This window comes from Shewanella amazonensis SB2B (assembly GCF_000015245.1).
Classification (GTDB): domain Bacteria; phylum Pseudomonadota; class Gammaproteobacteria; order Enterobacterales; family Shewanellaceae; genus Shewanella; species Shewanella amazonensis.
On sequence record NC_008700.1, the window covers coordinates 1,051,139 to 1,073,512 of the forward strand.

General features: G+C 53.9%; 24 protein-coding genes. 21 read left to right on the top strand and 3 right to left on the bottom strand.

Annotation, left to right across the window (positions count from 1 at the left end):
• Positions 1–29: 29 nt before the first annotated feature.
• Complete coding sequence (locus SAMA_RS04505) at positions 30–1,106, bottom strand: adenylate/guanylate cyclase domain-containing protein (protein WP_011758978.1); 1,077 nt, start codon at positions 1,104–1,106, stop codon at positions 30–32.
• 121 nt (positions 1,107–1,227) lie between these two features.
• Positions 1,228–1,902, bottom strand: a complete 675-nt coding sequence (mutH, locus tag SAMA_RS04510) for a DNA mismatch repair endonuclease MutH (RefSeq protein ID WP_011758979.1) — start codon at positions 1,900–1,902, stop codon at positions 1,228–1,230.
• Between the two features lie 695 nt (positions 1,903–2,597).
• Between mutH and rppH the strand changes: the two genes are divergently transcribed.
• From rppH to SAMA_RS04560, 10 genes are all read left to right on the top strand, one after another.
• A complete protein-coding gene (rppH, locus tag SAMA_RS04515) occupies positions 2,598–3,116 on the top strand; it encodes an RNA pyrophosphohydrolase (RefSeq protein WP_041409684.1) in 519 nt (172 codons plus the stop codon).
• A 39-nt stretch (positions 3,117–3,155) separates the two neighbouring features.
• Complete coding sequence (ptsP, locus tag SAMA_RS04520; RefSeq protein WP_011758981.1) at positions 3,156–5,390, top strand: phosphoenolpyruvate--protein phosphotransferase; 2,235 nt, start codon at positions 3,156–3,158, stop codon at positions 5,388–5,390.
• A gap of 65 nt (positions 5,391–5,455) precedes the next feature.
• Positions 5,456–6,256, top strand: coding sequence for a sulfite exporter TauE/SafE family protein (locus tag SAMA_RS04525; RefSeq protein WP_041409685.1), 801 nt, complete (start codon positions 5,456–5,458; stop codon positions 6,254–6,256).
• A gap of 40 nt (positions 6,257–6,296) precedes the next feature.
• Positions 6,297–7,103 (top strand): prolipoprotein diacylglyceryl transferase, encoded by an 807-nt coding sequence (gene lgt, locus SAMA_RS04530; RefSeq protein ID WP_011758983.1) that lies wholly within the window; start codon positions 6,297–6,299, stop codon positions 7,101–7,103.
• Entirely contained in the window at positions 7,103–7,897 is a 795-nt protein-coding gene (thyA, locus tag SAMA_RS04535) for a thymidylate synthase (protein WP_011758984.1), read from the top strand. The genes lgt and thyA overlap by 1 nt, the downstream gene beginning before the upstream one ends.
• Before the next feature lie 121 nt (positions 7,898–8,018).
• Entirely contained in the window at positions 8,019–9,194 is a 1,176-nt protein-coding gene (gene nhaA / locus SAMA_RS04540) for a Na+/H+ antiporter NhaA (RefSeq protein WP_011758985.1), read from the top strand.
• Positions 9,191–9,574, top strand: coding sequence for a hypothetical protein (locus tag SAMA_RS04545; protein ID WP_011758986.1), 384 nt, complete (start codon positions 9,191–9,193; stop codon positions 9,572–9,574). The genes nhaA and SAMA_RS04545 overlap by 4 nt, the downstream gene beginning before the upstream one ends.
• Positions 9,574–10,482 (top strand): transcriptional activator NhaR, encoded by a 909-nt coding sequence (nhaR, locus tag SAMA_RS04550; RefSeq protein ID WP_011758987.1) that lies wholly within the window; start codon positions 9,574–9,576, stop codon positions 10,480–10,482. The genes SAMA_RS04545 and nhaR overlap by 1 nt, the downstream gene beginning before the upstream one ends.
• A gap of 108 nt (positions 10,483–10,590) precedes the next feature.
• Positions 10,591–10,830 carry an FAD assembly factor SdhE gene (locus SAMA_RS04555; protein WP_011758988.1) on the top strand — a complete coding sequence of 80 codons (240 nt, stop codon included), beginning with the start codon at positions 10,591–10,593 and terminating at the stop codon, positions 10,828–10,830.
• Positions 10,811–11,236 carry a protein YgfX gene (locus SAMA_RS04560; RefSeq protein ID WP_011758989.1) on the top strand — a complete coding sequence of 142 codons (426 nt, stop codon included), beginning with the start codon at positions 10,811–10,813 and terminating at the stop codon, positions 11,234–11,236. Before SAMA_RS04555 ends, SAMA_RS04560 begins: the two co-directional genes overlap by 20 nt.
• Here the strand turns inward: SAMA_RS04560 and nadB are convergent.
• The gene (gene nadB, locus SAMA_RS04565; protein ID WP_011758990.1) at positions 11,211–12,818 is read right to left on the bottom strand and encodes an L-aspartate oxidase; all 1,608 of its coding nucleotides are present in this window, start codon (positions 12,816–12,818) and stop codon (positions 11,211–11,213) included. The two genes, SAMA_RS04560 and nadB, sit on opposite strands and share 26 nt — an antisense overlap.
• A 187-nt stretch (positions 12,819–13,005) precedes the next feature.
• Between nadB and rpoE the strand changes: the two genes are divergently transcribed.
• The 11 genes from rpoE (at position 13,006) to acpS (ending at position 22,246) form a co-directional block, all read left to right on the top strand.
• Positions 13,006–13,584: an RNA polymerase sigma factor RpoE gene (gene rpoE / locus SAMA_RS04570; protein ID WP_011758991.1), complete on the top strand. Its 579-nt coding sequence runs from the start codon at positions 13,006–13,008 to the stop codon at positions 13,582–13,584.
• 54 nt (positions 13,585–13,638) lie between these two features.
• On the top strand, positions 13,639–14,235 hold the full coding sequence (locus SAMA_RS04575) for a sigma-E factor negative regulatory protein (protein WP_011758992.1): 597 nt from the start codon (positions 13,639–13,641) through the stop codon (positions 14,233–14,235).
• Between the two features lie 10 nt (positions 14,236–14,245).
• Complete coding sequence (locus tag SAMA_RS04580; protein WP_011758993.1) at positions 14,246–15,184, top strand: MucB/RseB C-terminal domain-containing protein; 939 nt, start codon at positions 14,246–14,248, stop codon at positions 15,182–15,184.
• Positions 15,181–15,660, top strand: coding sequence for a SoxR reducing system RseC family protein (locus SAMA_RS04585; protein WP_011758994.1), 480 nt, complete (start codon positions 15,181–15,183; stop codon positions 15,658–15,660). Before SAMA_RS04580 ends, SAMA_RS04585 begins: the two co-directional genes overlap by 4 nt.
• Before the next feature lie 96 nt (positions 15,661–15,756).
• Positions 15,757–17,547, top strand: coding sequence for a translation elongation factor 4 (lepA, locus tag SAMA_RS04590; RefSeq protein WP_011758995.1), 1,791 nt, complete (start codon positions 15,757–15,759; stop codon positions 17,545–17,547).
• Between the two features lie 184 nt (positions 17,548–17,731).
• A complete protein-coding gene (lepB, locus tag SAMA_RS04595; RefSeq protein ID WP_011758996.1) occupies positions 17,732–18,649 on the top strand; it encodes a signal peptidase I in 918 nt (305 codons plus the stop codon).
• Positions 18,650–18,654: 5 nt separating this feature from the next.
• Positions 18,655–19,335, top strand: coding sequence for a ribonuclease III (gene rnc / locus SAMA_RS04600; protein WP_011758997.1), 681 nt, complete (start codon positions 18,655–18,657; stop codon positions 19,333–19,335).
• Positions 19,332–20,330 carry a GTPase Era gene (gene era / locus SAMA_RS04605; RefSeq protein WP_011758998.1) on the top strand — a complete coding sequence of 333 codons (999 nt, stop codon included), beginning with the start codon at positions 19,332–19,334 and terminating at the stop codon, positions 20,328–20,330. The genes rnc and era overlap by 4 nt, the downstream gene beginning before the upstream one ends.
• Positions 20,331–20,343: 13 nt before the next feature.
• The gene (recO, locus tag SAMA_RS04610) at positions 20,344–21,018 is read left to right on the top strand and encodes a DNA repair protein RecO (RefSeq protein WP_011758999.1); all 675 of its coding nucleotides are present in this window, start codon (positions 20,344–20,346) and stop codon (positions 21,016–21,018) included.
• A gap of 113 nt (positions 21,019–21,131) precedes the next feature.
• Positions 21,132–21,869 (top strand): pyridoxine 5'-phosphate synthase, encoded by a 738-nt coding sequence (pdxJ, locus tag SAMA_RS04615; protein WP_011759000.1) that lies wholly within the window; start codon positions 21,132–21,134, stop codon positions 21,867–21,869.
• Positions 21,869–22,246, top strand: coding sequence for a holo-ACP synthase (acpS, locus tag SAMA_RS04620; protein ID WP_011759001.1), 378 nt, complete (start codon positions 21,869–21,871; stop codon positions 22,244–22,246). The genes pdxJ and acpS overlap by 1 nt, the downstream gene beginning before the upstream one ends.
• The last annotated feature ends 128 nt before the right edge of the window (positions 22,247–22,374 follow it).

A 22,374-nucleotide genomic window follows, 5' to 3' on the forward strand; every position in this document is an offset into this window, starting at 1 on the left:
GCACGCAACCAGAATGAAGGGGCGAGACGTTAGTCGCCCCGCTTTGGTGTTACGCCAAAGACTTCAATGGAGTGTTGTTTACCTTTGAGCTTTACCGGTCCGAGGGAGCTCAGCTGGTAATCACTGTCATCATTATCGAGCCGCGCCGCAAGCGCACCGGAAATCAGCATTCTCTGCCCCAGTGGATTGCACTGATCCTGGAGTCTGGCGAGGGTATTGAGTACATCACTGAAGAAGCTGATTTCCTGCTTTTGCACTCCGACAACGGCCGCTACGACCTGACCACAATGTGCCGCCGCCTTGAACTTGGGCACAAAGCCATAATGCTCTTCAAAATACTGCCGCTGCCAATTCAGTTGCTGACTGAACTCCCAATAGATGTTCATGCAGCGGTCTTTCTGTATCCCTTCATTCAGCGGCCAGTGGATCAGCACAGCATCGCCCATATAGCGGTAAATCTCGGCTTCGTTATTGGCCACTGTGTCTGACAGCAGGCTGAAGCTGTCCTGAATAAGGCGACTGAAGCGATAATCCCCGAGGGATTCTGCGTGGGTGGTGCTGGCGACCATGTCCAGATAGAGGAATAGCCGCTGCTCGTATCTGGGCTTGTGGTATTTGCCAAGGCCGATATTGAACAGCACTCTGGGACCAACCAGCAGTGCCATCTGCTCAATAAAGGCAAGCCCCATCCGCACCACCACCAGATAGACAATCAGTGCCTGAAAGGATGGGCTGTAAAGTACATGAACAGTCAGCATCTGCCTGAGCGTCGTCATGTGGTTTTCGATGGCCCACATATTCAGAAATTGGGTGATATAGGCGAGGGTCGTGGCGCCAAGGAGCAGGAAAAGTCCCTTGAACAGCACAGAAAACAGATACGGCAGGCGATTAATGGCACTGAAATCGGCAATGAGATTAGACATCCAATGCAGACTGCCGAAGATGATCCCCATGTAGATGGCCAGAGTCGCGAGATCGGCGGAGCCAACCGCCCATTGGGGCAGGTCTTGCGTTTGCGCATAACGAAAGAAGACAAAGGCGGCCATGGCGATGCCCCAGGCCAGGATGGCAAACAACAGCTTTTTTGCCTGACGAATCGCTCTCACTGCAGCTTCAAAACCCGAAAAATTAGCCTTTACGAAGAAGGAGCTAGTGTATAGAAAACCTATGCCTCATTACCAGCCCTTAACGTGATCTGAATCAATTCAGGTGTCGATTCGATGACGGCTAGTAGTCAAAAGCCTGGCGCAGTATGGCTTGAGTGAAGGGGATCTTCAGATAAAAGCCTCGGGGATTGGTCAGTCCGACGGTGCCGTCTTCCATAATGCACTCGGTTTTGGCAGCAGCATTGGCCGCTTTGGGACGAAGCTGTAACACCTCACCGTGTCTTGCGCTGAGGCGATGCACCTTACCCAGGGCGATGAACTCCATGATTTCTTCCCAGTCCTGGCGAAGCGATGCACTCTGTTGTGGCGTGGGTTGCCACAAAATAGCGGTGCCTATGCGCCTGTCGGCAACCGGAATGTCTCGTTCGCCTTCCACCGGAACCCAAAGTACCCGCTCGAGTTTGTGCTTTACCAGACTTTGCTCCCAACGCAGCCCATGGGTATCCATTAAGGGAGCAACACACACATAGGTGGTTTCCAACGGCTTACCGCTGCGATCGATGGGAATGGTTTTGAGCTCCACCCCCAGATGCAGAAAGTCCTGTTCGGGTCTTGAGCCTGCGGTGGCGCCCAGCTCTTGCTCTATCAGCTGGCCTATCCAGCCCTTATCCCGCTTCAGGTTTGCGGGGACTGGCCAGCCCAGCCCTGCTGCGAGTTGCCCAAGGGAAAGGCCTGCCATCATTTTGGCCCGGCGCAGCAATTCATCGAGACTTTGAGGGGGGAGGGGAGTGTTCATGGAGCGGATTCTACCCACTTTGGGGATAAGATCAATATTGCTGCATTTTTGACCTCATCTTCGACTTGGATAAGTTTTTTGATAGTTGTATCTACTAACTTGTTGTATTGATTTTATTTTTCAAAAATGAATTTAGACAGCTCGCAATTACTTGAAAGTTACTCGCGTATTTCCCCATTATTCCCCACACATTTATCCACAGATTTATGGGATAACTGTCAAGCAGCACCGCCAATACTGGAGAAAACCCCCTGAGTCAACGGAAAAAATCGTCACATTTCCCGATTATTTTCCATCACCCATGTGCAGGGATGTGCATAAAACTGAGCGTTAAGACCAGACAAAGTCTGTTGTCTGCCACTTGGTTCATTTTTGTGCGATCCTGTGTGCTTAGTCATGCGCTCTTCGGTTTTTGATTTATTAATTTAATAAAAACAAATAGATAAAATAGTTGTGGTGAATGATTGATCTACATCGATCTGAACTAATATTGAACATTTCCAATGATTCCCGTTACTTGCCTACAGACATATCCACAGATTTTGTGGATAGAATCGGATTTGCAATACATGCTCTGTTGATAAGAGTGCTTACTACAGAGAATTATCCAAAGAAGTCCAGCAAATAGGGGTTTGCTGCCAGCTTGGCTTTGTGAAACAATCCTTCTATTACGATTTATGTACTTTGGAGTCCATGTGATTGATAGCGACGGCTTTCGCGCAAATGTGGGCATCATCATCTGTAACGCTTATGGCCAAGTCATGTGGGCCAGACGATTTGGACAACATTCATGGCAATTTCCCCAAGGGGGCCTGGATGACGGCGAAACTGCCGAAGATGCCATGTACCGTGAATTATACGAGGAAGTGGGCCTGAGGCCCGAACATGTACAAATCCTCACTTCAACACGATCCTGGCTCAGGTATCGTTTGCCCAAACGTTTGGTACGGCAAGACAGTAGACCTGTCTGTATCGGGCAAAAACAGAAATGGTTTTTGTTGATGCTCAAGAGTCAGGAAAGCGCCATTAATCTGAATTCTTCCGGTCATCCTGAATTTGATGACTGGCGTTGGGTCAGTTATTGGTATCCTGTTCGGCAAGTCGTGTCGTTCAAGCGTGATGTTTACCGAAAGGTGATGAAAGAGTTTGCCCCTGTGGCACTGGCGCTGCAGGCAAGGGAAATTCCACGGGGTAAGCGAAACAGAGGGCGGTAATCTTAACGGCGTGTCTGAAAATCGGGGGAGATAAAGGCAGTGCTCAATACGCTCAGGGATATCACACAATCGGTGGCGTCGGCCCATACCCTCGAGTTGGCACTCGAGTCCCTGGTGGGCCAGACCAAGGCCGCCATGGAAACAGAGTGTTGTTCCATCTATATCCTCGAACAACAACAATTGGTGTTGTCTGCCACCGATGGGCTTGAAAAATCCGCCGTGGGCCGGGTCAAGATGCCGCTCAGCGAAGGGCTTGTTGGCCTGGTCGCCCAGCGTGAAGAAGCCATTAACCTCGCCGACGCCCATCTGCATCCCAGATTCAAGCTGTTCCCTGAGGCCAACGAAGACGAATACCGCGCTTTTTTGGCCGCCCCCATCATTTATCAAAAACAGTTACTTGGCGTTATTGTGGTGCAGCAGGCAAAGGCACGTCAGTTTAATGAGGGTGAAGAAGCCTTCCTGATGACGCTCGCCGCGCAGCTTGCCATGGCCATTCGGGGCCTGAAACGGCGCGCAGAAGTGCATTCACTGGATCATCAGGTGCTGTTCACTGGCACCAGTGCCTCCACGGGTGTTGCCATTGCCCATGCCCTGGTCATCGGCGGCGAAATCTCCCTGGAACAACCCGAAGCCTGTGCGACCGATGTGGACGCAGAGGTGAATCGGTTACGCCTGGCCATGGGACGCAGTCGTGATGCCTTAACGGCTTTGGCGCAAAAGTTTGAAAATGACCATGATGATGAGCTGAGCTCCATCTTCACGTCGCTGCAGTCCTTACTGGAAGACGCAAGCCTTGGTGGTGAATATCAGCGAGAAGTGCTGGCTGGTTGGAGCGCTGAAACCGCGGTGAGCAGGGTGTCGCTGCGCTACGTGGCTCAGTTTGAAACCATGGAAGATGCTTATCTTCGTGAACGGGCGAGCGATATCCGGGATTTGGGGCAGAGAGTACTGCGCCAACTGATTGAGCCCGGCCGCATGATGCTCGATCCCGATAAGCCCGTTATCCTGGTGACCCGTGAAGCCGACACCAGCATGCTGGCCGAGTTTCCGAGGCAAAAGCTGGCCGGGATAGTGACAGAAGCCGGTGGGGTTAACTCCCATGCGGCCATCCTGGCCAGAGCGTTGGGCGTACCTGCCATCATGGGGGTCGAGCAGGTGTTGCAGGCCAATCTGGATAAGCAACTTCTGGTACTCAACGCCAGTCGCGGTATCTTAATGGTTTCGCCGTCGCCGACCGTGGTGGACGAGTATCGCAATCTTATCAGTGCCCAAAAGGCCCTCGATCGTCAGTACGCCGAGGAGCTGAAAGAGCCCGCCTTGACCCTGGACGGTCATCGTATACATCTGTATCTCAATGCGGGACTCATGAGCGGCGTGTCGAGCGAAATTGCCGATGGCGCAGATGGTGTTGGGCTATACCGCACCGAAATCCCCTTTATGTTGCAGCAGCGTTTCCCCAGTGAGTCCGAGCAGATAAAGGTGTATCGCAGCGTGTTGCAGTCGGCCGCCGGTCGGCCCGTGGTGATGCGAACTCTGGATGTGGGGGGGGATAAGCCGCTGCCCTATTTTCCAATCTCCGAAGAAAATCCTTTCCTGGGCTGGCGGGGTATTCGTCTGTCGCTGGATCATCCCGAACTGTTCCTGGTGCAACTAAGAGCCATGCTGCAGGCGGCTGGCGACACCGACAACCTGAAAATTTTGCTGCCTATGGTGAGCAGTCTCGATGAGATAGATGAGGCGCTGCTGTACCTGGACCAGGCGTTCAGTGAACTTAGGGCAGACGTTAACCCATCACTGGCACGCCCTCCCGTTGGGGTGATGCTGGAAGTCCCGGCGCTGCTGTACCAGCTCAGAGAAGTTGCCCAACGGGTCGAGTTTGTCTCTGTGGGCAGCAACGACCTGACCCAATATTTGTTGGCGGTTGACAGAAACAACCCCCGCGTCAGTAGCCTGTATGATTCATATCACCCTGGCGTTTTGCGGGCGTTGCAGCTGGCGTTGCAGGAATGTCGCCAGCATAAGTTGGATGTGAGTGTGTGCGGTGAGCTTGCCGGTGAGCCCATGGGCGCGCTGCTGCTGGTGGCCATGGGCTATGACGAACTGTCCATGAACCAGGGGAGTCTTGCCAAAATAAATTACCTGCTGCGACGCGTTGAGCGCAGCGAGCTGGAGCAGTTGCTTGCACTGGTGATGCAAATGTCCAATGGGCAGGATGTGCGTGAACTGGTGCGTGAATATCTCGATACGCGGGAACTGAGCTCCATCCTGGGATAATTTAGCATCCCGGACGCGAATGTTTTAAGCTATCGGCCCATCATGGAAATCGGCAAGGTTTAAGTGTGGAACAAATACTTTGGGTGATTGGTTGTTGTGTGGCGCTGGGGGCCTTTGTTGGCTTTATGGCGGGGCTGCTGGGCATAGGCGGTGGACTCATGATAGTGCCGGCACTGCTTTACTTGCTGCCAGGCGTTGGATTTTCTGCCGATTATTTGCCACATGTTGCTATTGCGACTTCCCTGTCGGCCATCATTTTAACTTCCATCTCCTCGGCCCGGGCACACCACGGCCGAGGTAATATTGATTTTCAACTGCTTAAGATATTGGCCCCCGCCGTTTTACTGGGTGCGTTGGTTTCGGGGTTTGTTGCTGAACAAATTCCGGCGGAACAGCTCAGGCAAGCTTTCGCCATCTTCGTGATCCTGATGGCTGTGCAAATGGCTTTTCCCTTCAATGCCGCTGCGGCCAAACCCATGCCAAATGGGGGGCTGATATTTATCGCCGTGTTTTTTGTCGCCTTACTGGCCGGGTTGATGGGCATTGGTGGTGGGGTGCTGCTGGTGCCCCTGATGATGTATTTTGGCGTGGCCATGCGCACTGCAGTGGGCGTGTCGGCGGCAACAGGCCTGCTTATTGCGGTGTCCGGCAGTGTCAGTTATGTGCTGGCCGGTTGGAACACCCAGGGAATGCCTGACTTTACCCTGGGGTACGTGTATCTGCCTGCCTTGCTAGGCATAGTGTCTACCTCGATGCTGACCGCTCCTTTGGGGGCCAAAGCCGCCAGCACCTGGCCAACAGCCGTGCTCAAGAAAATTTTTGCCGTGCTGTTAACCCTGATTGGTCTGCGTCTGGTGATGGGGTGAACTTTTTCAGCCTACTCAACTCGGTTACCCCGGAACTGACATGCCATTGAATTTTCCCGATATAGATCCAGTCATTGCCAAGTTTGGGCCCTTTGAGCTGTTCGGCCAGAGCTTTGAACCGGCTTTGCGCTGGTATGGGCTTATGTACCTCGTTGGCTTTTTGGCGGCCCTGTGGCTGTTAAATCGCAAAGCAGATCAATCGAACGGCGTTTGGAGCCGCGAGCAGGTATCAGACTTACTATTTTATGGCTTTCTCGGTGTAGTGCTGGGGGGGCGTTTGGGTTATGTGCTCTTTTATCATTTCGACCTCTTGCTTGCAGATCCTGTGTACCTGTTTCGGATCTCAGAAGGGGGCATGTCATTCCATGGCGGCCTTATCGGGGTGATAACCGCCATGGTTTATATCGCCTGGCGTCAGGGGCGACAATTTTTCGCAGTAGCCGATATGGTGGCACCTGTGGTGCCCATTGGCCTTGGGGCCGGTCGCATAGGTAATTTTATCAACGGCGAGCTGTGGGGCCGGGTATCTGATGTGCCCTGGGCCATGGTATTTCCCACCGGTGGCCCCGAGCCCAGGCATCCATCACAGCTGTATCAATTCGCGTTGGAAGGGGTCGCCCTGTATATGCTTCTGTGGTGGTTTGCCAAACGAACCAACAAGGTAGGCGCCGTATCAGGCATGTTCCTTTTGGGCTATGGTGTCTTTCGAATAGTCGTTGAAACCGTACGCCAGCCTGACGCACACTTGGGCTTTTACCTCGGTTTTATTACCATGGGCCAAATTCTTTCTCTGCCGATGATCCTCTTCGGTCTTTATTTGATTTTGCGTAAACAGGAAACCCGCTGATGAAGCAGTATCTCGACTTAATGAAGCACATCCTCGATAAGGGGACAGATAAAAGTGACAGAACCGGTACAGGCACCCGTTCGGTTTTCGGTTATCAGATGCGCTTTGACCTCAATGAGGGGTTTCCGCTGGTTACCACCAAGAAGTGCCACCTGCGCTCCATCATTCATGAACTGCTGTGGTTCCTGAAAGGTGAAACCAATGTGGATTATCTGCACGAAAACAAGGTGTCGATTTGGGACGAGTGGGCCGATGAAAAGGGCAATCTGGGACCTGTCTATGGCGCCCAATGGCGCAGCTGGCCAACCCCTGATGGCCGCCATATTGATCAGATTTCTCAAGTTATTGAGCAGATTAAAGCCACGCCGGACTCTCGCCGGTTAATCGTATCAGCCTGGAACGTGGGAGAGCTGGATAAAATGGCGCTGGCACCCTGCCATGCGTTTTTCCAATTTTACGTGGCCGATGGCAAACTGAGCTGCCAGCTCTATCAGCGTTCCTGTGATGTGTTCCTGGGCCTGCCGTTTAATATTGCCAGTTATGCGCTGCTGACCATGATGGTGGCGCAGCAGTGTAATCTTGGCTTGGGCGATTTCGTTTGGACCGGTGGGGATACCCACCTCTACAGCAACCACATGGAGCAGACTCAATTGCAGCTCTCACGGGAGCCTCGTCCTCTGCCCACCATGAAGATCCTCCGCCATCCAGAGTCGATTTTTGATTACCGTTTCGAAGACTTTGAACTCAGTGGTTACGACCCCCATCCCCACATCAAGGCGCCCGTTGCTATCTAAAATGGGTGAACTTTCGCCTGATACCTCGGAAATTTCGAGGTTTCAGGCAGAAACTTACGATTATTTTTGATAGTCTTAATTCGCTACACTCAATGCATTCGCTTTATTTGGGGGTAACGAAATGGAAAAAGCTATTCGTAATTTTTTGAGCCAGGAGTCTGCCGGTGGCATTTTGCTGCTGGTGGCTGTTGCACTGGCCATGTTGCTCGCCAACTCACCGCTTTCCGGCTTGTATCAAGGGTTTCTCAATACCGAAATGCAGGTTCGTTTTGGGGCGCTGGACATCAACAAACCTCTGCTGCTGTGGATTAACGACGGCCTGATGGCTCTGTTCTTCCTGCTGATTGGTTTGGAAGTTAAACGTGAGTTGCTGGAAGGGGCCTTGTCGAGCCCATCCAAAGCATCCCTGCCTACCTTTGCCGCCATCGGCGGTATGTTGGTTCCTGCAGCCATCTACTTGTTTTTCAATTTTGACGATCCTGTTACCAAGGTCGGCTGGGCCATTCCCGCTGCCACGGATATTGCCTTTGCCCTGGGTATTATGGCGCTTCTGGGTAACCGGGTGCCGGTGGCGCTGAAAGTATTCCTGCTGGCGCTCGCCATCATCGATGACCTGGGTGTGATTGTGATTATCGCGCTCTTCTACAGCACCGACTTATCTATGCTGAGCCTGGTGATTGCGGCGATTGCTGTTACTGGGTTGGTGGCACTTAATCGTAAGGGCGTTACGTCCCTCGCGCCTTATGGGGTACTCGGCATCATATTGTGGATAGCCGTGCTCAAGTCCGGCGTGCACGCCACCCTCGCCGGTGTGGTCATTGCCTTCTGTATTCCGCTCAGGGCTAAAGACGGCAGTTCACCTTCTGAGCACCTTGAGCACAGCCTGCACCCCTGGAGTAACTTCCTCATTCTACCGGTGTTTGCCTTTGCCAATGCCGGGGTGCCGCTGGGCAACGTTGGATTTGACAGCATACTGTCGCCCGTACCGGTTGGTATTGCCCTGGGTCTGCTGCTGGGTAAACCCATAGGTGTGCTGCTGTTCAGTTATGCAGCGGTGAAGCTGCGACTGGCCGAGCTGCCCAAGGGGATTGGCTGGCACCAGATAGCGCCGGTGGCCGTCATGTGTGGTATCGGTTTCACCATGTCGATGTTTATTGCTTCTCTGGCCTTTGAGCATGGCGGAGAACTCTATGGCGATTTGGCCCGTATTGGCATCTTGCTGGGTTCACTGTTTGCTGCGGTAATTGGCTATTTTTGGTTGTCCAAAGTGTTGCCTAAAGCAGGAGAAAGAATATGAGACTCACTATTGTATCTGCCCTCGGATTATCCTTGTTGCCGCTATTTTCCTCGGCATCCGCGCTCGACACCTGTTCGGAAGACAGTCGCTCTCCAGGTTGCCTGCTGTATCTCGAAGGCGTGGTCGATGGGGCTCTGATGTACAAAACCAGTGCACTGGGTGCCAGACCAGAATCCGATGGATTTGAGAGCAGGGCGCTCAAATATCGGGGTGGCAGTCGTTTCCAGGATGCCAATCGCCGCTATTGCGTGGACAGAATCCCCGATCGTAACGTGTTGGTGGAAGGGCTGACCGAAGCTGTGAGCTCTGGCGAAGTGAAGGATCAGGAAGGCCTGGCCCAGGCCATGTACAGCCTGCTCGATTGTCAGCGTCTTAAGTAATGCAGCATCTGAATTACAACCATCTTTATTATTTCTGGATGGTACAGAGCAAGGGCTCGGTGGTAAAAGCTGCCGAGGCCCTGTGCCTCACACCACAAACCGTTACCGGGCAGATCCGTGCGCTGGAAGACAGGCTCGGTGGTGCGCTGTTCAAACGGGTTGGGCGACAACTTGAACCCACGGACTTGGGGGAGCTGGTTTTTCGATACGCCGACAAGATGTTCAACTTAAGCTATGAGCTTTTGGACATATTGAACTACCGCAAAGACGCTGCCATGTTGTTTGAGGTGGGCATTGCAGATGCTCTGTCCAAGGCGCTGTCGAGCCGGGTACTCCTGTCTGTGTTGCCTACAGACGGTAGTATGCGTCTGGCCTGTTATGAAGCTACCCACGAGAGCCTGATGGCACGATTGCGGGAGCATAAATTGGACATGATCCTGTCTGATTGTGCCGGTGAGTCCCTCAAATATCCGGAAATCCTGTCCAAAAAGTTGGGAGAGTGCGGCGTCAGTTTCTTCTCTTCTAAAACCTACACCAAGCCTTTCCCCGCCTGCCTTGAGGAAGACAAGCTGCTCATCCCGGGAAAGCGCACCAGCCTTGGGCAGCAGCTGCATCGCTGGTTTGCTGAAAAGAACCTCGAAGTGCGTATTCTCGGGGAATTCGACGATGCGGCCATGATGAAAGCCTTCGGCTTTTTCGGACAAGGGATTTTTGTCGCCCCGTCGATTTACAAGCAGGATATTTTAGGCCACGGCATGCAAGTGATAGGCGAAACTCGGGACGTTCGGGAGGAATATCATGTGATGTTCGCCGAGCGCATGATCCAGCATCCAGCGGTTCAACGATTGCTTGAGACACGTTTTGATGACCTGTTTTCAGGGCTCGACAGTCAGGTTCAGAGCTTTTAATTGCGTGTCAGCTATCTTCCGAGGTCCCAAGGTGCCCCCTTGCCAATTTCCTGCTAAACTTGGCGCCAAATTTTCAGAGGCTTAAGGAAGCAATAAGTGACTGAGTTGATGAGTACTGCCCGCGTTCGCTGGGCCTGCCGCCGTGGCATGCTGGAGCTGGACGTGTTGTTCCAGCCGTTTGTTGAAAACCACTACGAGGCACTTAGCGACGAGCAAAAGGCTGTGTTTGTAAGACTGCTGGCCTGCGAAGATCCCGAGCTCTTTGCCTGGTTTATGGGGCATGAGCAATGCCCGGACTCTGAACTTGCTGACATGGTAGTCACGGTTCGTGGACGTCCGGCGCCATAATTTTTCTGTCTCGTCTTCAAAGGATCAGTACTTTGCCGTGGTGATCCTTTGGACGCTTTTCCTTACTTCCTTTCTTGCCTGGCCCACCAATTTATTCCTCCCGTTTTTTGCACTGCAGTTATTGATGGCAGCGGCGGTGAGCGGTTTTTTTATTCACACTCTGTGGCGGCTCAAGACCTGGTGTTGGCAATTTGGATTGTTCGACAACGGCGATTTGGATGACAGCGAAGGGCGCCACAGGGTGCAGCGGGCATGGGTGTTGCCGCTTGTTTGTATCTTGCTGATAAAAAAAGAAAGCGGCCAGGGCCGCCTTCGATTTGTATTTGCCGATATGCTCGATGACGGGCCTTATCGGGATTTGTGCCGCTTGCTGCTGTTCATTAACGCTCGGGCGTTAAAATCGTAGGGCCCGAGACGTCGAGTTTTTCAGGATGGTCGAGGTTACAGTGCAGGCCGCGGCTTTCTTTACGCGCCATGGCACAGCGAATGATAAGTTCGGCCACCTGCACCAGATTACGCAGCTCCAGCAGGTTATTGCTGACCCGGAAGTTGGAGTAATACTCCTGGATTTCCTGTTGCAGCATGGTTACCCGCCTGAGCGCCCGCTCGAGGCGTTTATCGGTGCGAACTATGCCTACGTAGTCCCACATAAAGAGGCGCAGTTCATGCCAGTTGTGGGCAATGACCACTTCTTCGTCTGAGTTACTCACCCGGCTTTCATCCCAGGCTGGCAGCTGACCCGGCATGGCAATCTTGCCCATCAAACTCTCAATGTCCTGTGCGGCGGCGCGGGCAAACACCAGACATTCCAGCAGAGAGTTGCTGGCCAGACGGTTGGCTCCATGAAGACCCGTATAGGCCACTTCGCCTATGGCATAAAGACCGTTGAGATCCGTCTGACCGTGCAAATCTGTCATCACACCGCCGCAGGTATAGTGGGCGGCGGGAACTATGGGGATGGGCTCTTTGGTAATGTCCAGACCCAATTCCAGGCAACGGCTGTGTATGGTCGGGAAGTGCTTGATAATAAAGTCCGCCGGTTTGTGGCTGATGTCCAGATACATGCAGTCCACACCCAGGCGTTTCATCTCATAGTCGATGGCGCGGGCGACAATATCGCGGGGCGCGAGTTCGGCGCGCTCATCGAAGTCCGGCATAAAGCGGCTGCCATCGGGTCGGCGCAGATACGCGCCTTCGCCGCGCAGGGCTTCGGTCAGCAGGAAGTTACGGGCTTCTGCATGGTACAGGCAGGTTGGGTGGAATTGGTTAAACTCCATGTTGGCCACCCGGCACCCGGCACGCCAGGCCATGGCAATGCCATCGCCGCTGGCCACGTCCGGATTGGATGTGTACTGATACACCTTGGAGCTGCCGCCGGTGGCGAGCGCCACGAAACGTGCCTTCACGGTCTCAACCTGCTCCTGACTGCGATTCCACACATAGGCGCCCAGCACCCGATTGCCGGTGCGGCCCAGTTTGCGGGTGGTAATAAGGTCGATGGCGTTGTAGCGCTCCAGCACCTGAATATTAGGGTGGTTGGCTGCCAGCTCCTGCAGGGTGGTCTGAACCGCTTTGCCGGTGGCGTCTGCGGCATGCAGAATGCGTCTGTGGCTGTGGCCACCTTCCCGGGTCAGGTGGTAAGGCTGGGCTTCGTTGGTGATGTGCTCTTCTTTATCAAAGGGCACGCCGCAGCTGATGAGCCACTGCATGGCTGCCTTGGCGTTGGCGGCGGTATAGGTGACCACAGTCTCATCACAGATACCCGCACCGGCCACCAGAGTGTCCTCGACGTGGGACTCAATGGTGTCGCCCTCGTCGAACACTGAGGCAATGCCTCCCTGGGCGTACAGGGTGGACCCTTCACTGAGCGGCCCTTTGGAAATCAGAATTACCTTTGCTTTTTCAGCAAGATGGAGTGCCAAAGTCAGGCCAGCAGCACCGCTGCCGATGACCAGAATGTCTGACTGGTGTTCAACTGCTTGTTTCATCGGGTATCATGACGGATTCAAATGTCCCGCTATGATAAACCTTGTTGGGAATTTAGGGTACTTGCCCCGGTCGGGGTTTTTTTAATAAAAATCGCAGAACTTTTTCAATATACGCTGGTCTACATAGGTAGTTATGATTCGAGCGACTGAAAAATCAGTGTGTTAGATTTGGGAGAAGTCGGCTCGAATGAGTGGACAAAAAAGCGATCAAGAGCTCGTAGAGCTGGTGCAGCAGGGAGATAAAAACGCATTCAACCTTCTGGTGCTCCGTTACCAGAGCAGGGTGATTAACCTGATTTCCCGTTATGTGCGCAATCAGGCCGATGTGGCCGATGTAGCACAGGAAGCCTTTATCAAGGCTTATCGGGCGCTGGCTAATTTCCGCGGCGAGAGTGCGTTTTACACCTGGCTGTACCGCATCGCGGTCAACACGGCAAAAAATTATCTGGTATCCCAGGGCCGCAGAGCGCCGGCCAACGATGTCGATGCCGATGATGCCGAGTACTATGACGGCAGTGATGCATTAAAAGAGTTTGCCTCGCCGGAGCGACTGATGTTGTCTGACGAAATCAAACGTGTGGTGTTTGAGACGTTGGAAGAGTTGCCCGAAGAGCTAAAGATGGCCATTTCCCTGCGTGAGCTCGATGGTATGAGCTACGAAGATATCGCCAACGTGATGGAATGCCCTGTGGGCACTGTGCGTTCGCGGATTTTCAGAGCACGGGAAGTGATAGACAGGAAGCTGCAGCCGCTGCTGGAGTCCTGAGAAACCTCAGGGTACGTCAGCCATGTTTTTGCACCCTTAAGAGAGACTTGAGTAATGGAAAAGACCGGACAGGAATGGGTATCTGCGAGTGTTGATGGCGAAACCGATCGTCAGACCCTTGCCGAGCTTGCAGCAGATACGGATTCTCATGCCAAGTGGCAGCGTTATCACCTGATGGGTGATGCCATGCGCGATGAATTGCCTCAGGCAATGCCACTCGATTTGTCTGCCCGCATTGCGGCCGCACTCGAGGATGAGCCTACTATTCTGGCACCCAAGGTTGAGCGCGAAGCAACTCAGGCGCCTTCCCGTGCTGTGGTTGTTCCCTTTATGCGCCAGCTCGGTCAGTACGGTATAGCCGCCGCTGTGGCACTGATGGCGGTTGTTGGGGTGCAGAATTATCAGAGCACCCAGGATGATGCGCCGCTGCCAGTACTTAACACCCGTCCTCTGGTCGGCACTGCGACGCCCGTGAGCCTGCAAACCGGACCCGTTGCGAACCAGAATCAGGGCAATGCCAACGATCAGTTGCTCGAACAGCGTCGCCGTATTAACGCCTACCTGCAAGATCATATGTTGCAGCAGAGATTGAACACCGGGGCGGTTGTGGACGACAATAGCGAGGTAACCCCAATTCCAGTCAATCGCTGAAGGAGTTAGCTTGCGATCCATTCTTCTGGCCCTCGTGGCCATGGTCCTGCCGGTATCTGCCCAGGACCTGTCTGCCAAGGCCTGGCTTGAGGAAATGAGCCGGGCCCTCAATCAAGAACAGTTCAAAATGTCGGTCATTCATCTTCAGGCCGATCATATACGTCCTCTGGTGTATCTCCATGGCAAGGTTAATGGTCAGGAAGTGGCCTTCCTTGAGCATCTCAACGGGCCGATAAAAAATGCGGTTCGCATCGATAACCGGGTGACCTTTATCGAGCACGACCAGCCGGCTTTTACAGTAAATGCCGACAGAATTCAGGGGTTGTGGCCAGCGGTATTCGCCAATGACCCTGCTGGTATCGAGGCGGGCTACCAGTTTGTGCTCGGTGGCCGTAGCCGTATTGCCGGGCGACCCGGGCAGTTGGTTCGTTTTATTCCCAATGATCCTCACCGTTATCCGCTACAGGTTTGGGTGGATATGGAAACCTATCTGCCACTGCGCTATGAGTTGCTGACCGACGAAAAAGAGTTGCTGGAGCAGATCATGGTGGTAGAACTATTGGTGCTCGAAGAGCCTGCGCCGCTTTTGGTGGAGGCAGCCAAACAGGACTGGCCTCCTGTGATTAATCAACTGGACAGGCACGATGGTCAAAACTGGACCTTCACCTGGTTGCCGGAAGGTTTCAAGGTGGTGGCGCGGGATCATCACAGATTGATGGGCTCACAGGAGCCTGTGGAGTATGTCGCGATCACTGACGGCATCGCCAATATCTCTGTGTATGTTGGCCGTGCCGGTAATGTGCCCATGCCTGATGAGCTTCTGACCCGCAATGGTCTCGGGCTTGTCAGCGAAAAAGTGGGTAATGCCGAGGTGGTCGCGGTAGGGCGAGTACCCATGGCGACTTTGAGCCGCATTATCCGCAGTTTGGCACTGGACAAGTCATCATGATGGAAGAGCTGGCCCGTGTCGTGCGGGTCGAAACCTCTGGCTGGGTGACGGTCGAAGTGGAAGTCAAAACGGCCTGTGGACACTGCGCTGCCAGTGAAAACTGTGGCACGGGTGCCATCGCCAGCGCGTTTGCCGGTAAAACCCAGCAGTTCTCAATCAAAAGCGCCGAGACTTTTGAGAACGGTGAGCTTATTCGCCTCGGGCTGCCTGAATCAGCGCTGCTCAAAGCGGCGGCGCTGGTGTATCTGCTCCCACTTGTCGGTTTACTGCTGGGGGCCTTGGGCGGCAAGATGGCAGGCTCAGTGTTAAGCTTTGGCAGTGAAACTGCCAGTCTGGTGTTTTCGCTGCTGGGGGCCATAGTGGCCTGGCTCTGGGGTAAGCGGCTTGCCAAAAATCTTGAGCGTCAAACTCAACCTGTCATCCTCGCCCGCCTGGGCAAAGCGCTGGAACCCTCTTGCCTGACTAAAGCAGTCTGACTTTCCTGCGGATCAGATTGGTATTGCCCCCGTAATCGGGTACAATTTCGCACCTTTGATTTTGTCTTCCATTTTTAGTTTGGTCATTACCGAAGAATGAAACACATTAGAAACTTCTCCATCATTGCCCACATCGACCACGGCAAGTCCACTCTGTCTGATCGCCTTATTCAGGTGTGTGGTGGTCTGACGGACCGTGAGATGGCCGAACAGGTCCTGGATTCCATGGATCTTGAGCGTGAGCGTGGCATTACCATTAAAGCCCAGAGTGTGACCCTGGACTACACTGCTAAAAATGGTGAGACCTATCAGCTGAACTTCATTGATACCCCCGGCCACGTGGACTTCTCCTATGAAGTATCCCGTTCTCTTGCTGCCTGTGAAGGCGCGCTCTTGGTGGTGGATGCCGGTCAGGGCGTAGAAGCCCAGACACTGGCCAACTGTTACACGGCACTGGAAATGGATCTGGAAGTGGTGCCGGTATTGAACAAAATCGACCTGCCCCAGGCCGAGCCTGAGCGTGTGGCCGCCGAGATTGAAGACATAGTCGGTATCGAAGCCACAGATGCGGTGCGCTGCTCTGCCAAGACAGGTGTCGGTATCGGTGAAGTACTCGAGACCATAGTGGCGCAGATCCCGTCGCCGGAAGGCGACCCTGAGGCGCCACTGCAGGCGCTTATCATCGACTCCTGGTTCGACAGCTACCTTGGCGTTGTGTCGTTGGTGCGTATCAAGAACGGTGTGCTCAAGAAGGGCGACAAGTTCAAGGTGATGAGTACAGGCCAGGCGTACAACGCGGATCGCGTCGGTATCTTCACACCGAAGATGAAAGACCAGGCTGAACTTAAAACCGGTCAGGTTGGTTATGTTATCGCTGGCATCAAAGAAATTCACGGCGCGCCCGTGGGTGATACCCTGACCCTGGCCAAGCACGGTGCCGACAAACCGCTGCCGGGCTTTAAGAAGGCGAAGCCTCAGGTATACGCCGGTGTGTTTACCATCTCCACCGACGACTACGAAAGCTTCCGTGATGCGCTCAACAAGCTCAGCCTCAACGATGCTTCTTTGCAGTTTGAGCCAGAAACCTCTTCGGCTCTGGGCTTTGGTTTCCGTATCGGTTACCTGGGTCTGCTGCACATGGAAATCATTCAGGAACGTCTGGAGCGTGAATACGATCTGGACCTCATCACCACGGCCCCTACCGTGGAATACGAAGTGCTGCTCACCAACGGCGAAACCCTGTACGTGGATAACCCGTCGGATCTGCCGGCCACCAATTACATCGAAGAGATGCGTGAGCCTATCGTTCAGGCCAACATTCTGGTGCCGAAAGAGTATCTGGGTAACGTGATCACCCTGTGTATCGAGAAGCGCGGCGTACAGAAGAACATGGTTTACCACGGTAACCAGGTGGCCCTGACTTACGATATCCCAGCCGCTGAAGTGGTGATGGACTTCTTCGACCGACTCAAGTCGACCAGCCGTGGTTATGCCTCGCTGGAATATAACTTTATCCGCTTCGAGCCCGCCGACATGGTGCGTCTGGACGTGCTGATCAACGGCGACCGCGTGGACGCGCTGGCGATGATCATTCACCGCTCCAACATCCGCCACAAGGGTATTGCCCTGGTGGACAAGATGAAAGAGCTGATCCCAAGGCAGATGTTTGATATCGCCATTCAGGCGGCCGTTGGTAACCAGGTTGTCGCCCGCTCCACCGTGAAGGCCTTGCGTAAAGACGTAACCGCCAAGTGTTACGGTGGTGACGTGTCCCGTAAGAAGAAACTGTTGCAGAAGCAGAAAGAAGGTAAGAAGCGGATGAAGCAACTGGGTAACGTGGAAGTACCTCAGGAAGCCTTCCTCGCGGTGCTCAAGCTTAACGAATGATCACACTCTTTTACTTGCTTCCCTAAGCCCTGCTTAGGTAAAACAACGATAAAGGCGCCGCAGTATGCGGCGCTTTGGTTAGCAGATCTTTTGGGTGTGCTCACCAAAGCGACTGGCTCTGAGTCAAATTCGTTTGCCGCAGAGTTAAGCCAATCACTTTTAATGCCAAGGAGTTAACCCGTTAATGGCTGCGTATTTTTCACAAATTCTGGTGATAGTCACCCTGGTGTCAGGGTTGATTTGGCTGTTTGATGTGTTGTTTCAGGCCCCTAAGCGCAAGGCCGCATTGGCTGTGGCTCAGTCCGGCGATGCCAACCTGTCAGAAGACGCTGTCGAAGCCATCACCAAGGAACCCTACATAGTCGAAACCGCACACTCTGTGTTCCCGGTCATCGCCTTTGTATTGGTGCTGCGTTCGTTCCTGTATGAACCTTTTCAAATTCCGTCCGGCTCCATGATGCCAACCCTGTTGGTGGGGGACTTTATTCTGGTGGAAAAATTCAGCTACGGCATCAAAGAGCCTATGTGGCGCAAAGAGGTTATCGCCACAGGTAAGCCGGAGCGCGGTGATGTGGTGGTCTTCAAATACCCTGAAGATCCCAGAATTGACTATATTAAGCGTGTGGTAGGCCTGCCGGGAGACCGCGTGTTTTATCAAAACAAAGAGCTCTACATTCAGCGAGCCTGTGTTGAAGGCGAGATCTGCCAGAGCGTCCCAGCCAAGGTTGACCGTATTGCCCTTGGCGACAGCGAGTTTGTGCAGGATGGCGTGCGTCTTAAGCATTACAAAGAGCAGCTTGGCGACGTTGAGCACGAAATTTTGATTAATCCAGCCCGCCCCGACATGCGCGGCATGTTCTACCGCAAAGGCAGTGTGCCAGCGGGTGAATTTGTGGTGCCGGAAGGCCAATACTTTGTGATGGGTGATAACCGCGACAACAGTACCGACAGCCGTTTTTGGGGCTTTGTGCCCGAAGAGAACCTTGTGGGTAAGGCCGTGGCCATTTGGATTAGCTTTGAGTTTGACCGCAAGCCATCTGACACCCTGCCAACCTGGGTGCCCACAGGTGTGCGTTTTGAGCGCGTAGGCGGTATCCAGTGAGCATGATGGAGCCGATTAAAAATCTGCCGCGACTGTGCCGGACTCTGGGCTATGAGTTCAGCGATATCCGTCTGCTTGAGCAGGCACTGACTCACAGAAGTGCCTCAAACCAGCATAACGAACGGCTGGAGTTTTTGGGTGATTCCATTCTCTCCATCGTGATATCCGATGCGCTGTTTCATCAGTTCCCCAAGGCCACGGAAGGTGACCTGAGCCGTATGCGCGCCACCCTAGTGCGGGGCGATACCCTGGCGGTGATTGCCAAGGAATTCAAGCTGGGGGATTACCTCAATCTGGGCCCGGGAGAGCTCAAGAGCGGTGGTTTCCGCCGGGAGTCTATCCTGGCGGATGCGGTGGAAGCCATCATAGGTGCCGTCTATTTGGATGCGGACCTTGAAACCTGCCGCAGTTTATTGCTGGGCTGGTACGAAACCAGGCTTGCCGACATCAAGCCCGGGGTTGGCCAAAAGGATGCCAAGACCCTGCTTCAGGAGTATCTGCAGGGAATGAAAAAGCCCCTGCCTGAATATCAGGTGACCCAGGTAGAAGGTGAGGCGCACGATCAGACCTTTACCGTGGAATGCCGGGTGACCGACCTTGCCGATGCCGTCGTGGGTGTTGGCAGTTCTCGCCGTAAAGCCGAACAAATGGCGGCGGCACAAGTTTTGGAATTATTGAATCAATGAGCAAGAAACCCGCACCAGGCGTACCGGAAAACGAACCAAGCCTGGAAGATTTGCTGGCACAGATGAACAGCCAGAATCAACCCGAAGAGCACTACGATGTGACCTATTGTGGCATGGTAGCCATCGTTGGTCGTCCCAACGTAGGTAAATCCACCTTGCTCAACAAGTTGCTGAAGCAAAAAATCAGTATTACTTCCCGTAAGCCCCAGACCACCCGTCACCGCATTATGGGTATTCATACCGAAGGACCGAATCAAATCGTCTTTATTGATACCCCTGGTCTGCACATTGAAGAAAAGCGTGCCATCAACCGCCTGATGAACCGTGCTGCTGCCAGCTCCCTGGCCGATGTGTCCATGGTCATCTTTGTCGTGGACGGCATGGAATGGACTGCCGACGATGAAATGGTGCTGAACAAGCTGCGCCGCGGCGGTGAGCATCGCAAGACAGTGCTGGCCATCAACAAGGTTGATGGCATCAAGGAAAAAGAAGATCTGTTCCCATACCTTATCGAAGTATCCAAGAAATACCCCTTCGATGACATAGTGCCAGTGTCGGCCAAACAGGGCTCTAATGTAGAGCGGCTGCTGGATTTGGCCCGTGAATCGCTGCCCGAGTCTGTGTTCTTCTTCCCCGAAGACTATGTTACCGACCGCAGCCAGCGCTTTATGGCCTCTGAGATTGTCCGTGAAAAGCTGATGCGCTTCCTCGGCGATGAACTGCCTTACGATGCCACGGTGGAAATCGAACAGTTCAAGATGATGGAAAACGGTGTTTACCAAATCAATGCCCTGGTACTGGTTGAGCGCGATGGCCAGAAACGTATGGTCATTGGTAAAAAAGGCGAGCGTATTCGCACCATTGCCACCGAGGCCCGCAAAGACATGGAGCGCCTGTTCGATAACAAGGTATTCCTTGAGGTTTGGGTGAAGGTGAAATCCGGCTGGGCCGACGACGAGCGGGCCCTTCGCAGTCTGGGTTACGGCGAAGATTAATCCCGGGGCCGCGATGGAAAGGGGTTACCTGCTGCATTCGCGTCCCTATCGGGAAAACAGCGCCATCGTAAACCTCTTGGTGGATGGCGCAGGTCGGGTCGATGCCATTGCGCGGCTCGGCAGCGGCAAGCGCTCCAGTCGGGCGCTGCTGCAACCCTTCCAGCCTTTACTGTTTTCACTGTCGGGCAAGGGAGAACTCAGAACCCTTATTCAGCCCGAAGCCTATGCCCCGGCGATTCCGCTGCAGGGCGACGCTCTCTATGCCGCTATGTACCTCAATGAACTCCTGATGCGCTGCCTCAGCCACAGTCATGCGGGCGAGGGGCTGTTTTTCAGCTACCACCAGACACTGATGTCCATGGCCAAGGGGTTTTGCCAAAGTCAGCTGAGATACTTTGAGCTGTCACTGCTTGAAGAGCTTGGCGCCTGTCCATCGCTCTCGGATGATACCCTTGGCACGGCCATCAGTGCCGAATGTGCCTACAGGCCCTGCCCCGAGGGAGGCCTTGCCCCAAGTACACTGGAAAAAGCCATTTCCGGTCGGGCGATTCTTGCTTTGGCCGAGAAGAATCTCTCCGAGGCCGATTTTGCCGCAGCAAGGCAGTTGCTCAGGTTTCTATTGGCCCCCTTTGTTGGCAATAAGCCCTTGGTCAGCCGGCAGCTCTTCGCCAATCGAAACAAAAGCTGAGTTCACACAAGCGTTTGCTGCCAGAGGCAAATACATAGCTGCCTATATCAAGGCTCGGAGTGATTCAGTACAATGCAGTCAATATTGCCAAGACAATTCTGAAGGAGTACCCGATGAGCCGCATTCTTCTGGGCGTGAACATCGACCACATCGCCACCCTGCGCCAGGCTCGTGGCACCAACTACCCGGACCCAGTACACGCTGCTGCCGTGGCTGAGCATGCCGGCGCCGATGGCATCACCATTCACCTGCGTGAAGACAGGCGCCATATCATTGACCGCGATGTGTACCTGTTGGCCAAAACCCTTAAAACAAGGATGAATTTCGAGTGTGCTGTTACCGAGGAGATGCTCAATATCGCCTGTGAGGTTAAACCCACCTATGTGTGTTTGGTGCCTGAGAAGCGTGAAGAGCTGACTACTGAAGGCGGTCTGGATGTAGCTGGGCAGAAGGATAAAATCCGCGCTGCTGTTGAGCGTTTGACAGCCCAGGGTATTCTGGTGTCGCTCTTTATCGATGCCGACAAGACCCAAATCGATGCGGCGCACGAAGTGGGGGCACCCTATATCGAAATCCACACCGGCCGTTATGCCGATGCCCACACCGAGGCCGAAGCCGAAATAGAGCTTGAGCGCATCGCATCCATGGCCAAATACGCCCATGGTTTGGGGATTACCGTGAATGCCGGTCACGGTTTGCACTACCACAACGTCAAGCCCATCGCCGCCATTCCTGAGCTGTATGAGCTCAATATTGGCCACGCCATTGTCGCCCGCAGTGCAATCGATGGCCTGGAGAAGGCCGTGCGCGACATGAAGCAGCTGATGCTTGAAGGTCGTCGGGGCGAATAATGTCAGTGCTCGGGCTGGGGACAGACATAGTTGAGATTGAACGTATCCGCAGCCAACTTGAGCGCGGTGGCGACAGGCTCGCCAAGCGGATACTGACGGAATCCGAACTGGCGATTTTTGTCGGCAGCGGTCAGCGCGAGTTGTATCTTGCCAAGCGCTTTGCCGCCAAGGAAGCGGTGGCCAAGGCGCTGGGTACAGGCATAGGTCGTGGCGTGTCGTTTCAACATATCGAGACCTACAGCGATGAGTTTGGTGCCCCCTGTGTACGCCTGAGTGACGGCGCCCTTGAGCGGATGCAGCAGCTGGGCGGCAGCCAAATCCGCCTGTCCATCGCCGATGAGCGGCATTATGCGGTGGCAACCGCCATACTCTGTTGAGTGCGTAAGTTTAAGGGAGCCTGGCTCCCTTTTTTTGTGGCTGGTGAAAGGTGGCTTGTTAATGAAGGCTTTCTTTGCTTTACTGGTACATCCGTACCAAATAGTGTGTTTGGTCCGCTATTGGTCAG